This window comes from Cypionkella sinensis (assembly GCF_042646385.1).
GTDB lineage: Bacteria > Pseudomonadota > Alphaproteobacteria > Rhodobacterales > Rhodobacteraceae > Cypionkella > Cypionkella sinensis.
Window position 1 is genome coordinate 519,038 of the sequence record NZ_JBHRTO010000002.1, and the last position, 13,454, is coordinate 532,491.

8 protein-coding genes are annotated in these 13,454 nt (G+C 62.1%); all 8 read left to right on the forward strand.

Going from position 1 to position 13,454, the window contains the following annotated elements:
* The first annotated feature begins 142 nt into the window (after positions 1 to 142).
* The 8 genes from tssK to ACFOGH_RS17720 all read left to right on the forward strand — a co-directional run bounded on the left by tssK (position 143) and on the right by ACFOGH_RS17720 (position 13,431).
* Positions 143 to 1,474, forward strand: coding sequence for a type VI secretion system baseplate subunit TssK (gene tssK / locus ACFOGH_RS17685; protein ID WP_380074491.1), 1,332 nt, complete (start codon positions 143 to 145; stop codon positions 1,472 to 1,474).
* Positions 1,471 to 3,189 carry a type VI secretion system protein TssL, long form gene (gene tssL, locus ACFOGH_RS17690; protein WP_380074492.1) on the forward strand — a complete coding sequence of 573 codons (1,719 nt, stop codon included), beginning with the start codon at positions 1,471 to 1,473 and terminating at the stop codon, positions 3,187 to 3,189. The genes tssK and tssL overlap by 4 nt, the downstream gene beginning before the upstream one ends.
* Positions 3,186 to 6,761, forward strand: a complete 3,576-nt coding sequence (gene tssM / locus ACFOGH_RS17695) for a type VI secretion system membrane subunit TssM (RefSeq protein ID WP_380074493.1) — start codon at positions 3,186 to 3,188, stop codon at positions 6,759 to 6,761. Before tssL ends, tssM begins: the two co-directional genes overlap by 4 nt.
* A complete protein-coding gene (tagF, locus tag ACFOGH_RS17700) occupies positions 6,762 to 7,388 on the forward strand; it encodes a type VI secretion system-associated protein TagF (protein ID WP_380074494.1) in 627 nt (208 codons plus the stop codon).
* Positions 7,389 to 7,497: 109 nt separating this feature from the next.
* Positions 7,498 to 8,241, forward strand: coding sequence for a PP2C family protein-serine/threonine phosphatase (locus ACFOGH_RS17705; protein WP_380074495.1), 744 nt, complete (start codon positions 7,498 to 7,500; stop codon positions 8,239 to 8,241).
* Positions 8,238 to 10,850: a serine/threonine-protein kinase gene (locus tag ACFOGH_RS17710; protein WP_380074496.1), complete on the forward strand. Its 2,613-nt coding sequence runs from the start codon at positions 8,238 to 8,240 to the stop codon at positions 10,848 to 10,850. The genes ACFOGH_RS17705 and ACFOGH_RS17710 overlap by 4 nt, the downstream gene beginning before the upstream one ends.
* A 159-nt stretch (positions 10,851 to 11,009) precedes the next feature.
* On the forward strand, positions 11,010 to 12,824 hold the full coding sequence (locus ACFOGH_RS17715) for a type VI secretion system Vgr family protein (protein WP_380074497.1): 1,815 nt from the start codon (positions 11,010 to 11,012) through the stop codon (positions 12,822 to 12,824).
* Between the two features lie 10 nt (positions 12,825 to 12,834).
* On the forward strand, positions 12,835 to 13,431 hold the full coding sequence (locus tag ACFOGH_RS17720; protein WP_380074498.1) for a DUF6931 family protein: 597 nt from the start codon (positions 12,835 to 12,837) through the stop codon (positions 13,429 to 13,431).
* The last annotated feature ends 23 nt before the right edge of the window (positions 13,432 to 13,454 follow it).

The following is a 13,454-nucleotide window of genomic DNA, read 5'->3' on the forward strand; positions in this document are numbered from 1 at the left end:
CTTGATCCTGCGCGGGGGGTGCTGCAATCTGGGCACAGGATTTTCCATTACGCCGCCGCGGTTTTTTCTAGGTGGCAGATTTAGAAGCGCTATTGTGGGCCGAAAGCTCACCCGGCGTGATGTTTGATGAATTGAGGTTGGCATGTCTTGGTATAGCAAGGTTGCGTGGAAAGAAGGGCTGTTCTTGCAGCCGCACCACTTGCAGCAAAGTGATCGCTACGTCGAAAAGCTGATCGAGGCGCGGGTGCGGCATGTCTCGCCCTATCCTTGGGGTATCGAGGAGATGCGGGTCAACCGGGATCGCTTGCAGCAGGGGCGGATCGAATTGGCAAGCGTGGCGGGGATTTTCCCCGATGGCACGCCGTTTGAAGCGCCGGGGATTTCGCCCTTGCCGCGCGCGGTTGAGGTGCCTGCCGGATCGGATGGCATGGGGGTTTGGCTAACCCTGCCCGATCAGGTGATGAACGGGCGCGAAGTGGCGATGGAGGCGGATGCAGGCTCGCGTTATGTTTTGGGGGCCGAGACGGTAGCGGATAGCGCCTCCGCCTTGCGGTTGGAGCAGCAGATCGAGGTCGCCAGCCCCCGGCTGGAGTTGGACATTCGGGCGACGGCGAAGCCCGGTTATCAGTGCATCAAGATCGCGCGGATTGTCGAAGTGCGCGACAATGTGGTGATTTTGGATGATGCCTTTCCGCCGCCCCTGCTGACGATTTCGGCGCATGGCGTGGCGTTGGGCTGGCTGGATCGGGTGATCGGCTGGGTGGAGACCAAGCTGGAGAGTTTGGCGCGCTATGCGGCGGACCCTTCGGCGGCGGGGGGGTTGCAGGCCACCGATTACTTCATGTTGCTGTGTCTGAACCGGCAGATCAACGTGCTGCGGCATCTGCGGCAATCGCGTTATGTCCACCCCGAGCGGCTGTATGAGGAGCTTTTGCGGTTCTCGGGTGAGTTGTGGACGTTTGATCAGGATAAGCGGCTGGCGCCGCCCTATGACGCTTATGATCATGCCGATCTGAAGGGCTCGATCGAGCCTGTGGTGCGGGATATTCAGCGCTTGCTCAGCCGCGATGTCGGGCGGGCGACGCGGCTGGATCTGGTGCAGGTGCGGCAGAATTCGTATCTGGCGCAGGTGCCGGACCGGAATTTGTTCCGCGATGCAACGTTTGTGGTCGAGGTGGAGAGTTCGCGGGCGTTGACCTTGGTGCAACAGCAGTTCCCGCTGCTGTGCAAGGTGGGGCCAAACACCCGTATGTCGGAAATTGTTAACAACAACCTGCCGGGGATCGAGTTGATCCATATTCCGACGCCGCCACGGCAGATCCGGGCGGTGTCGCGCAATGTGTATTTCATTCTGGAAAAGAATTCGCCGCTTTGGCGCGAGTTTTCGACCGCTCCGGCGATCGGGATGCACTTTGCAGGCGACTGGCCTGATCTGAAGATGGAGCTTTGGGCCATCGTGGAGACCAAGGTATGAGCAGCAAGGATGACGGCAACAAGGATAAGACCGTCATCGGCGGAATAGGCGGGGGGCTGGGAGCGCCCTCGCCGTTGCCGGGGGGTGTCAATCCGATGCCGGGGGGGAAGCGGCAGGCGACCCCGAATGAGCGAACGGTGATCGGCGGGGCTTTGCCGGGGGCCGGGGGGGCGTTTGGTCCGGGCGGGTTTGGGCCGCAGGGCGGGATGCCGCCAGCGTCGACACCGGGATTTGGCGGCGATACCGATGCCTGGGGCGTGCCTGCGCCTGCCCCGGCAGCGGGCGGTCAGGGTGGGTTTGCGCCGATCCCGCCAAGTTCAACACATCCGGGGGTGAATTCTCCGGGCTTTGGCGGCCAGCCGTTTGGGCAAGCGCCTGCGCCTCGGCCCGTCGCGGGGGCGTTTGCGCAACCGGATCAGTTTTTTCCCGAAGCCTCGACCGCCCAGCCCACCAATTACGCCAATACCGGGCCGAAGATTGATCTGCGTAAGGCGTTGGTCGCCAAGGGGCTTGGCGCGGGTGGGCCGAAAAGCCCGATGCTGGCGGCGGCCGCCAATCTGTTGATCTTGTTCGGCCGTCTGCGCACGCAGATGGTCGAGATGGAGGCGGTTCCGCTGATGGAATACGTCACCCGCGAGATTGAGGGGTTTGAGGAGAACTGCCTGAAGGGTGGCGTTGACGCGCATCAGACGCAGGTGGCGAAGTACCTGCTGTGCGGCACGGCGGATGATATCGTGCAGAACATCCCCGGCACCGATCGGCATTTGTGGATTCAATATTCGATGGTCGCGCGGTTTTTCAATCGGCGCACCAGTGGCGTGGGGTTCTTTCAAGAGGTTGAGAAGGCGCTGCAAGCACCGGCGCAGAATTTCCAACTGCTGGAATTGGCGATGACCTGCCTGAGCCTTGGATTTGAGGGTCAGTATCGCAGTGCCCCGAATGGCGCGGTGGAACTGGGGCGCATCAGGGGCATGATCTACGACTCCTTGCGCCGGGTGCAGAATCGACCGGACGACGATATCTCGCCGCGCTGGCAGCCGGTGATGGTGGGCGGGCGGCGGCGGTTTGGCGGCACGCCGCTGTGGGTGATCGGATCAGTGTTGGGCGCGGTGCTGATGGGGGCATATTTTGGCCTGTCCACGCTGATCGCGCAGGAAGGCTCGGTCGTGTCACAGCGGTTGCTGTCGCTGACCCCGACTTCAAAGGTCAATCTGGTGCGCGCGGTGGCCTTCACGCCGCTGGAGGTGGTTCCGGTGACGGAAAGCAGCCAGTTGGACCGGCTGCAAGAAAAGATGAAAGACGATATCGCCAGCGGTTTGGTGAAGGTCGATATCAAGGGCGATTTCATTTTCATCCGGGTCAGCAACGCGGCGCTGTTTGCCAGCGGCAAGGCAGAAACCAAGAAAGAATTCAACGACTTGGGCGCGCGCATCACGGCAGCTTTGGATAAGGAACCGGGGCCGGTTTACGTCTGGGGTTACACCGACAACGTGCCGATGTCGGGGCGCGGGCGGTTCAAGAACAACCATGATCTGTCGCAGGCGCGCGCCGAAGCGGTGAAGAAGGTGTTGGAAGTGGGCATGACCGACCCCACCCGCTTTGAAGTCGAAGGCAAGGGCGAGGCCGAGCCGATTGGCGACAATACCACCGATGAGGGGCGCAGCGCCAACCGTCGGGTAGAGATCATGATCAAGCGGGAAGAGACTTTGCAATGAAGTGGCTTAAACTCGCGCTGGTTCTGATCGGCTTTCTGGCATTTTCCGCCGTGGTCTGGTTTGCAGGGCCGCTGATCGGCTTTGGCGAGGCACATCCGTTTGACCCGGAATGGGTGCGTGCGCTGATCATCGGCTTGCTGGCTTTGGTGCTGATCATCTGGGGGCTGATCGCGTTTTTGCGCCGCCGCAAGGGCAGTGCCGCGCTGGAAAAGGCGATTGTGATCGATGTGCCTGCGGGCGATGGCCGCGAACTGGCCAGCCGGATGACAGCGGCGATCAATACGCTGAAGAAATCCGGAAACTCAAAGACTTATCTTTACGATATGCCGTGGTATGTGATCATCGGGCCGCCCGGTTCGGGCAAGACCACGGCACTGGTGAACAGCGAGATTAAGTTCCCGCTGTCGGGCCAGCAGGGTGGTTTGCAGGGCTTTGGCGGGACTCGATACTGTGATTGGTGGTTTGCCGAAGACGCGGTGATGATCGACACAGCGGGGCGCTATACCACACAAGACAGCGACGCGGGCGAGGATAAGGCATCCTGGACCAGCTTTCTGAATTTGCTGAAGAAAAACCGTCCCAAGCAGCCGATCAACGGGGTTATCCTTGCGATTTCGGTGGCCGATCTGATGAACGCGGGGCCGGATAAGATCACCGCTCATGCGGAAACCATCCGGGCGCGGTTGGGCGAGATTCATGAGACGTTGAAGGTGGATTTCCCGGTTTATGTGATGTTCACCAAGGCCGATCTGATCGCCGGGTTCCGCGAGTATTTCAGCAGTTTCGCGGCAGGGCGGCGGAAAAAGGTTTGGGGCGCGACGTTCCAGACCGAAAGCCGCAAGGAACAGACCTTTGACCGTGTGGGGGGCGAGTTTGACGCGCTGGTGGCGCGGCTGTCGGATGAGGTAATCGACCGTCTGTCAGAAGAACCCGACGGCGTGAACCGCATCGCCATCTTCGGGCTGCCGGGCCAGATGGCGATGCTGAAGGACGAGGTGGAAAGCTTCTTGCGGCAGGTGTTTGAACCGACGCGCTATAAGACGAGTGCAATTTTGCGCGGGTTCTATTTCACATCCGGCACGCAGGAAGGCACGCCGATTGATCAGGTTCTGGGCGCGATGAGCCGCAGTTTGGGCGTGCAGGCGGCGTTGTCGGGCAAGGGCAAAAGCTTCTTCCTGCATGATCTTCTGACCAAGGTGATTTTTGGCGAACAGGGCTGGGTTTCTTATGATCGTAACGCGGTGCGGCGGTCTTCCGTGCTGCGGGCTGGGATTACGGCGGTGATGCTGTTGGCCTCGGCGGGGATCTTGGCGGCTTGGGGGTATAGTTACCTCAACAACCGGACGCTGGTGGCCTCGGCGCAGGCGGCGATGGCGGATTACGAGCTGGCGGCGACCGAGGATTTGCAGGCGATTGAGGTGAAGGACACCGATTTTCTGCGCGTCAGCAATGAGTTGAAGCTGCTGCGCACGATGCCTTCGGGGTTTGAATCGCCTGAGGAGCCAGAGGGCGACTGGACGCGCGGCTTTGGCCTGTCGCAGCAGGGCGCGATCCGGCAGGCGGCGCGGGATGCCTATGCGCAGGGGCTGGAGCGGTTGTTGCGCCCCCGGTTGGTGCTGCGGGTGGAAGGGCAGTTGCAGCAGTTCGTTTTGGCCAATGAACCGATCCCGATTTATGAGACATTGAAGGTTTACAAGCTGCTGGGCGGTGCTGCCCCTGCCCCGCAGGATGATCTGGTGAAAACGTGGTTCCATGATGATTGGGAGCAGGTGATGTTTCCCGGCATCAACGAAGAACCGGCGCGGGATATGCTGAACAAGCATCTCGCCGCGATGCTGGAGTTGGATGATACGACTGCCCCCACGGTTGAGTTGAACGCCGATCTGGTGGCGAAGGCCGAGGTGATCTTGGCGCGGATGTCGGTGGCGGATCAGGCCTATTCGCTGATCGTGGCGACGGCGCCTGTGTCGGGTTTGCCGGATTTCAATGTGGTGGAACGCGCAGGGCCGGATGCGCGGCTGGTGTTTGAAACCGTCGACGGCTCTGATCTGGGCAATCTGACGGTGCCGGCGCTGTATACTTACGCCGGGTTCAACGACTTCTTCCTCGACCAGTTGGCGGCGGTCGCGCACAAGCTGGAAACCGAGCAATGGGTGATGGGCAAGCAGGCCGAAGCGGCAAAGGTGGATGAGCAGTTGTCGCGGCTGGGGCCTCAGCTTTTGGCGCGGTATCGGGAAGATTATCTGGCGGCTTGGGATGCAGTTCTGTCGAACATCAAGCTGGCGCCAATGGCGGCGGACAAGCCTGCCTATCTTTCGCTGTCGGCAGCGGCCTCGCCCACGACCTCGCCCATTCTGAAGCTGGTCGAGGGGATTTCGGCGGAGACCAAGCTGACGCAGCCGTTAGAGCCAGAGGGCGTGGCGGGGCAGGCGTCGGAGGATGCGACGGCGGTGGCCGATGCGATCAGCCAAGCGGGCAGTGATGTGACGCAGATGGTGGCCAGCCGGACATCGGGCTTGCAGCGGATCGGGCTGGATATCGCACTGGCGGCGGGGAAATCACAGAAGCGGGCCGGGGTGGCAGCAGGGTCTGCGCCAACAGTGCCGGGGGCGGATATCGAGGCGCAGTTTGCTGAATATCACGCGCTACTTGAGGGCACACCGGGGACGCGCCCGATTGATGCTTTGCTCAATTCGCTGGGCGCGATCCAGCAGGGCTTGGTGATTGCCGCAGGGTTCAATCAGGCCGAGGCGAACGCGCAAATTCCCGCGCTGATCGGGCAGTTGAAAACAGCGGCCAGCCGCTTGCCGCCCGAATTGTCGCGGATGGTGGGCGAGGCGGTGGATAATTTTGAGGGCGATGCGGCCTCTACCGCCGTGGCGCAGATCAATGCTGACCTCACCTCGCAAGTGACGGCGGTATGCGAGGGCATTGTCGACGGGCGCTATCCGTTCAGCAAAAGCCCGGCGCGGCAGGTGCCTTTGTCGGAATTCGCGCAACTGTTCGCGCCGGATGGTGTACTGGATCGGTTCTTCAACGCCAATCTGGCGATCCACGCCAATATGGGCGCGGGCGACTGGACGTGGCGCGAGGATAGCCCGCTGGCGAAAAAGCTAAGTCTGCAAAGCCTGCGGCAGTTTCAGAAAGCCGCGGCCATTCGGGATGCGTTCTTTCCGGGCCGGTCGCCCACGGTCAAGCTGGATGTGACGGTGAACCAGATCACCGCGCATGACCGCATCAAGCAATCCATTCTGGTGATCGACGATCAACCGATCCAGATGCGCAAGGCGGGCAATACGCCGGTGACGGTGACGTGGCCGGGAGGTGCGGGCAACACCTCGGTGCAACTGTTGCCCGAGATGAACAACCGCGAAAGCCAGATCATGTATCAGGGGCCGTGGGCATTCCTGCAGTTCATCCGCGACGGCAACCCGCGTCAGATCGGCGATGTGATGCAGGTGGATTACGTGATCGGCGGGCGCAATATCACGTATGAAATCCGGGTGAATGCGTTGGTCAATCCGTTCAACATGGCGGAACTGCGCGAATTCCGCTGCCCGACTGGTCTGTAGATGATCGCGCTTTATGGCAAGCATCCGTCGAAGGGCGATTTCATCGGCGGCGGCTTGCCCGTGCAGGCGGGGCTGGAGGGCTGGCTGGACGGCGCGCTAGCCGAGGCGCGGCATGGACTTGATCAGGCTTGGGAAAGCGTGTGGGCGGCGGCACGGCCTGTTCGGTTCTGGATCGGGCCGAGTGTTTGGGGAGAGCCTGTCGCCGGGGTCATGGGGCCAAGTGGTGATAAGGTCGGGCGACGTTATCCGCTGTTGATTGCGGGGTTCGGGCCGGATTGCCCGCCCTGCCCGGTGATTGACCCGGCACAGGACTGGCACGGCGCGGTTGAGACGAAACTGTTGCAAGTGCTGGCGGGTGAGACGGCAGAGTTGAACGGCTTTGCCCTGCCCTGCCCCGCCACCCTGCCCGCTGGCCCGCCCGAATTCTGGGCAGCGCGGCCCGGTGCGGATGCGGCTGGCTTGCTGGAGGATATCGCCATCACCGACCATCACCGCGCCAGCCACAACCGCAGCTATTGGTGGATTGCTGGCGACGACTTTGGCCATTCGCAGGTTTGGGCAGGGGAAGGTCTGCCCTCGGGCCATGTGCTGGCGTGGTTTTTGCGCGGTTATGCTGAAAATGCGTAACTCAGGTTGGGGCTAGGCAGATGGATAGATTTCCGCCTAAGCTGGCGCAATCATTTCAGCCCCCGGATTTTCAGCCTTGGGGCATAGGTTGTTTCAAGCGGGTGAGTCGATGATCGAGGCTCCATTTCAATTCGAGACGGGTGCGGCGACCGATACAGGCCGCGTCCGCGATCACAATGAGGACAGCTTTCTGACCCTGCCCGAGGCGGGCGTCTGGGTGGTGGCAGATGGCATGGGCGGGCATCACGCAGGCGATTTTGCCAGCAAGACCATCGTCGACAGCGTGGGGTCTTTGGGCCGCCCGGTTTCCGCGCCCGATTTGCAGGCGCGGTTCATGGACCGTTTGCTGCGGGCGCATCAAGCTATTCAGGATCAGTCGGCGCTGCTGAACGGCGCGACGGTGGGGGCGACCTTGGTGGCGCTGCTGGCGTTTGATCAGCATTTTGCCTGTGTCTGGTCGGGGGATAGCCGGATCTATCTGCTGCGCAGCGGGCAATACACTCAGGTGACGATGGATCATACCGAAGTGAATGAACTGCTGCGCACAGGCGCGATCACCATGGAGCAGGCGCAGACCTGGCCGCGCCGCAATGTGATCACGCGGGCGATTGGGGTGCATGCGACGCCGCAGACGGATGAACGGTCGGGCGGATTGGCGGATGGCGATGTGTTTCTGTTGTGCTCGGATGGGCTGACCGAGCATGTCGAGGATGCCGAGATGGCGCAGGCTTTGGCGCAGTTTGCGCCGCAAGCGGCCTGCGATGCCTTGGTGCAATTGACCTTGCAGCGCGGTGCGCGGGATAATGTGACGGTGGTGGTGGTGCGGGTGCGTGCGGCGGGGGGCTGGCAATGACCGAAGTGCCAACCAGCGGCCCGGACAAGGGCCCGAACCACGCGACAACGGTGTCTTCCGGCACGTTGATTATGGGCACCTATGAGATCGAGCGGCTGATCAACTCGGGCGGCATGGGCGAGGTGTATCGCGGCCGCAATATCCACAATGACGAGCCTGTGGCGATCAAGATCGTGCTGCCCAGTCTGGCGCACGATCCGAAGATCGTGGCGCTGTTTCAGAAGGAAAGCACGACGCTGTCGCGGCTAAGTCACGAGGCGATCGTGCGCTATCATGTGTTTACCGTCGATCCGACCATCGGGCGGCCCTGCATGGTGATGGAGTTCGTCTCCGGCACCTCGATGTCAGATCGGATCGAGGCGGGGCCGATGCCGGTGGCGGATGTGCGGGTGATGCTGCGGCGGGTGGCCTCGGGGCTAGACAAGGCGCATCGGGCGGGGGTGGTGCACCGCGATCTGTCACCGGACAATGTGATTCTGGAAGAAGGTCAGGTTGAACATGCCAAGCTGATCGACTTTGGCATCGCGAAAAGCACCGCCCTTGGTGCGGGGACTTTGTTGCAGGGGCAGTTCGCTGGCAAGTTCAACTGGGTGTCGCCCGAACAGTTGGGCGCGTTTGGCGGTGCGGTGGATGGGCGGTCGGATATCTACTCGCTGGCCTTGGTGACGGCGGCGGCGAGCAAGGGCGAAGTGCTGCCGATGGGCGCGTCGATTGTCGATGCGGTTGGCAAGCGATCTGGTGTGCCGGATCTGACCGGGGTGGACGAAGGCTTGGTGCCGCTGTTGAGCTGGATGTTGCAGCCCGACCCTGCGGCGCGGCCCGAAAGCATGGCGCAAGTGATCGCGGCGGTGGATAACCCGGCGCTGGTGCCGCAGATCGCCCCGCCCGCGCCGAAAGCGCCCGATCCGAACCGCACGGTGATCGGGGGGTCTTTGCCGATCCCGCCGGTGAAAGAAGTGTCGGCGGTGCCGGTGTCAGTGCCGCCGGTGTCGGTGGCGCCAGTGTCTGTGGTGCCTGTGTCTGTGGTGCCAGTGGCGGCAAAAACCTCGGCCCCCGTTGGGGCGACGGTGATTTCTGCGGTGACCGCCCCGCCCGAGGCAGAAGATGTCAGCCCGTTCGGTGCGCCGGGCGTGGCGGCGGCGGTGGCCGCGCCGCATGTCGATCCGGTGGTGGTGAAGAACAGCAAAAGCGGGTTGATCGCAGTTGTGGCCTTGCTGGCTTTGGGTGGTGGCGCGGCGGGGGCCTATTTCGGCGGGGTGTTTGACGGCAAGGCGGTGCCTGCGGCGGGCGAGACTCAGGCAGATGCCGATGCGCGGGTGAAGGCCGAGGCGGAACAGCAGGCCGCCGAGCAAGCTGCGGCGGATGCCAAGGCGGCAGCAGATGCCGCAGCAGCCAGGGCGGCTGAGGAAGCCGCAGCGGCCAAAGCTGCCGCCGATGCCAAGGCGGCCGAGGATGCTGCAAAACAAGCCCAGGCCGAGGCGGCGGCCAAAAATGCGGCGGATGAGGCTGCGGCGCAGAAAGCTGCCGAGGAAGCGGCGGCTAAGCTGGCGGCAGAGCAGGCCGCGGCAGAAAAGGCGGCAGAGGAAGCAGCGGCGGCGCAAAAGGCCGAGGCGGATGCGGCGGCTCAGAAGGCAGCGGAAGAGGCGGCGGCGCAGAAAGCTGCGGAGGAAGCCGCCGCGCAAAAGGTAGCCGAGGATGCGGCAGCCAAGAAAGCGGCAGAGGAAGCAGCCGCGAAAGAGGCTGCCGAGGCTAAGCGGCTGGCAGACGAGGCGGCAGCAAAGCAGGCAGCGGACGAGGCCGCGGCCAAGAAGGCGGCGGACGAAGCAGCGGCCAAGCAGGCAGCCGCAGCAGAAGAACTGCGACTGGCCGAAGAAGCCGCCGCAAAGAAAGCCGCGGACGAGGCTGCAGCTGCGCAGAAACTGGCGGACGAGGCGGCAGCGAAAAAGGCCGCCGAGGAAGCCGCAGCCAAGGCAGATCCGGTCGCCACCCAGATGACCTATCTGGCGGGGCTAAAGCCACCGCTCTGCGCTTTGGTGACGTTGAAGGACGCCAAGGCCTCGGGCTTTGGGCTGGAGGGGTACACGGCCGACCCGGCGGCTTTGGCGGGCTTTGTGGCCGATTGGCAGGCGGCGACGCAGACCAAACCCAGCCTTGCCACCCATCAGATCAACGCCACGCAATGCCCGCTGATCGAATTCGCCAGCCGCTATCCGGCCCCCGCCCCCGACCCGTTGGCGGTGGTGATGCAAACACCGTCCGAGGTGGTGAAAAGCGGTGCAAATGTCAGCGGCAAGGTCGAAGGGTTGAACGGGCGCAACTTTGAGCTGTTCCTGTTCTCGGAAGGCGGCGGGGCGACCAACCTGCAACCCTGGACGACGATGGCCGCAGACGGCAGCGCGAGTTTCGAATTCAACCTGACGCTAGAGCCGAACGCGCCGCCCGCACCGCAGATTCTGGTGGCGCTTGTCACTGACAAGCCCTTGCCCGCGTTGGATAAGGTGCCTGCCGGGGTGACGGCGCAATCGCTGATGCCATTCTTGGAAAAACAGTTGGAAAAGGCCGATTTGACGCCAACGCTGGGCTTTGCCTATTTCCGGTTGGAGAACTGAACGCGCCGCTTGCGCAGCTTTTCTTGCCAGATTGCCGCCGCTTGATGTAGCGTGGCAGGTATCCGGGGTTATTTTCCCCATTCTGCCAGTTTTAGTCTGTTTTTTGAAAGCGATATCCAGATGCCAACGACCTTTTCCCAAGACAATCGCATCGGTCGGATGTTCACGCCCCTAAGGGCGAATGACCTGGTGCTGATCGAATTTTCCGGCAGCGAAGCTGTGAACGCCATCAGCCAGTTTCGCGTCAAAGCCTTGTCCGCCAAAACCATTTCCGAAATCGAGCCACTGCTGGGCGAAGCGGTGGCGGTTGAAATCGTCACGCCCTTGGGCGATGTGCGCGACTTTCATCAGATGGTGGATGCAATCCGCTATCTGGGCCCCGAGGGCGACCATCACGTTTATGAGTTTGAGCTGCGCCCGTGGTTCTGGCAGTTGTCGCGCCGGATCAACTACCGGATTTTCCACGAATTGAATGTGGTGGATGTGATCCGGCAGATTGTCGATGAATACGGCAACTCCGATGTGGCCGGGTTCATCGACCTGACCGTCGGCAGCTTTCCCGAGATGGAATATGTCGTTCAATACAACGAATCCGACATGGATTTCCTGTGCCGCCTGATGGAGCGGTTCGGGATCAACTACCATTTCCAGATGGAGCAGACCCGGCACACGTTGGTGCTGACCACCGGGGGCGATGCGTTCAGCGATGCCCCGGCCTCACCTCGGGCGTTCAGCCCGCTGGGCAGCCGGGGCGATGCCACGCCAGAGCATTTCGATTCTTGGGCCCCGCAGCGACAGTTGACGACGGGGGCAGTGCGGCTGACCGATTACAACTTCAAGACGGTGTCGACGCAGATGGAAGTCACCCGCGAAAACCTGCGCGGGTTTGTCGGCGCGAATATGGAAAGCTTTGGCTATCCCGGCGGGTATCTGAACACCGGCGAGGGCAACCCGATTGCCCAGCGGCGGCTGGATGCCTACCGAATGGGCGATGCCACCGTACGTGCCAATGGCAATGCGGCGAGCCTTGGTGCGGGCATGAAATTTGCACTGTCGGCCCATTCTGATGCCGGGCAGTTGGATGAATATGCGGTGCTGGCGGCGCAGCACTTTGTCTCGAACGGGACGTTTCGCTCGGGTGGGGGCATGTCGGTTGAGACAGCCTATCAGGGGGCCTATGTGCTGACCCGCAGCGCCAATCCGATTGCGCCACAGCGGCTGACCCGCGCGCCACGCGTGTTGGGGCCACAGACGGCGGTGGTGGTCACGGGGGCCGAGGGTGATATCGACGAATTTGGTCGTATCAAGGTCAAATTCTTTTGGGCACCCGATGATGTCTCGATGTATTGTCGTGTGTCGCAAATCTGGGCGCATGAGGAATGGGGATCTATCTTCGTGCCCCATGCCGGGATGGAAGTGATCGTCGAATTTCTCGACGGCGACCCGGACAAGCCGTTGATCACGGGCTGTGTCTGGAACGAAAAGAACGGCCCCGAGATGCCGAAGAACCGGCTGACCAGTGGTTTCAAGACCGTGCGCAATAATCAGCTATTCTTTGACGACACCGAAGGGGCTGAGAAAATCTACATCCGCGCGCAAAAGGATATGACTCGCGACGTGATGCATGACGATAAATCCACCACCAAGGGCAAGCAAACCCTGAAGGTCGAGGGCAGCAAAAGCGAAAGCGTGGGGGGCAGTTCTTCGTCCTCGGTCGGGGGGGATAAATCCACCTCGGTCAGCGGTAAGGAGACCCATAACGTCAAGGGCAGTCTGTCGATTGAATCGAAGGCGAAGATCGAGTTGAAGGTGGGCACATCCAGCATCACCATTGATGAAACCTCGATCAAGATCAAAGCCTTGACGGTAGAAGTCGAAGCGACTGCCGAGTTGAAAACCAAAGCCGGGGCGATGGCCACGCATGATGGGGGGCCGATGATGGTGATCAAGGGCGTTCTGGTGACGATCAACTGATGGGCAACTGATGGGCAGCGCAACCGACACCACTCCTCCCGTCACCATTGCCGCCGCAGCCGGTCTGCGGCTGCAACTGGCGCGCCAATTGTTTGGCACGATGCCGGAAATGGCGGATGACATCACCGCGCGTCCTGCCGAGGGCGAGCATGTGTTCGACTTTGCCCGCCGCCTGCGCTTGGGCGAGACGCCAGAGGAGGCGATCTCGTTGATGGCCTTTGCCTTGCAGCCGCGACCGGCGGTTTGGTGGGGGCACGAATGCCTGAAAGCGGCGCCAGAGTTGCTGACCGAGCAAGACCGCGAGATGCTGGCTTTGTGTGAGGCCTGGGTGGCCGAACCGAGTGAGGCCAACCGCTACAACGCGCTGAACGCGGGTCTGCACGCCGCGGTGCGCGGGCCGGGAGCTTGGCTGGCGCTGGCGGTGGGCTGGGCAAGTGGCTCGATGGCGCCGGAAGGGTTGCCACCCGCCTTGGTGCCGCTGTTTGCGATTGGGCGGGCGCTGAATGCGGGGGTGTTGACGGCACTGGCGCGGGTGCCACAGGACATGCGGCGGCGGATGCTGGATCACTATGTTGGCATGGCCGAGGTGCTGGCAAAAACCGCCTGAGCGCCCTATCTTACGTCTCGCCC